Below are 844 nucleotides of genomic sequence, written 5' to 3'. Positions count from 1 at the left end.
AGGTTTATCATAAACAATAGCCCATGAGGTTCCTTTTTCGCTACTCCCTCTAATCACTCTAAATTGTTCATGAGACATATCAATTTTCCTTTCTTTAATTAGTTTTAAAACATCTTCCCAAGTAAATTTATAAGGTGCATCATAATCAGTTTCTTTTATTAAGTTACCTTGTTCATCATATTCTTTCCAAACTCCTTTTTCAAAATCGTTAGAGTAAAAGTCTCCTGTTAATTTTAATATTCCAGTCTTATAATATTTATTGTACGTTTGAATATATGATCCTTTATAGCTGATTATTTCTTCATAACCGGAATGCCATAGACCTTGTTTGATTATCGTACTATCTTTAGTAACAATTTTATACTCATTATCTATTTTATTTTTCTCGAAGGTTTCAATATCAAAAGTTTTCATAGTGTTTTGTTTTTGTGCAGAACAAGAAACTAACACCATAAAAAAGAATAGTAACAGAATATTTTTTTTATTCATCATCGTAATCCCCACCAGCAGGGTAATCTTCAAGGTACTTTTTAATTATACTCCCATTAACCCCATCAATAATAATAACATTTAGTTTTTCACGACCATTAACTCCATAAGTAACTGCCCAAAAAGGTTTTTCGGTTTCTTTACCAATATTTTCTGTTCCAAAACCAAAACTTCTATTTACCTGAAATTGTTCGTGATTCATATCAATTTCTCTTTTTTTAATTAGTTCCAAAACATTTTCCCAAGTAAACTTATAAGGTGCATCATAATCAGTTTCTTTTACTAAATTACCCTGTTCATCATATTCTTTCCAAACTCCTTTTAAAAAATCATCTGGGAAAAATTCCCCCGTAAC

At 29.3% G+C, this 844-nt stretch carries 1 protein-coding gene and 1 pseudogene; both read right to left on the bottom strand.

The window, feature by feature from the left end:
* Positions 1 to 414: hypothetical protein (locus ACFSTE_RS15725; RefSeq protein WP_378298255.1), on the bottom strand; the 414-nt coding region annotated here is incomplete at its 3' end.
* Between the two features lie 67 nt (positions 415 to 481).
* Positions 482 to 844 (bottom strand): annotated as a pseudogene (locus tag ACFSTE_RS15720) (hypothetical protein); the annotation flags it as partial.

This window comes from Aquimarina hainanensis, assembly GCF_042684685.1.
Classification (GTDB): domain Bacteria; phylum Bacteroidota; class Bacteroidia; order Flavobacteriales; family Flavobacteriaceae; genus Aquimarina; species Aquimarina hainanensis.
This window is presented reverse-complemented; position numbering and strand designations above follow the sequence as displayed.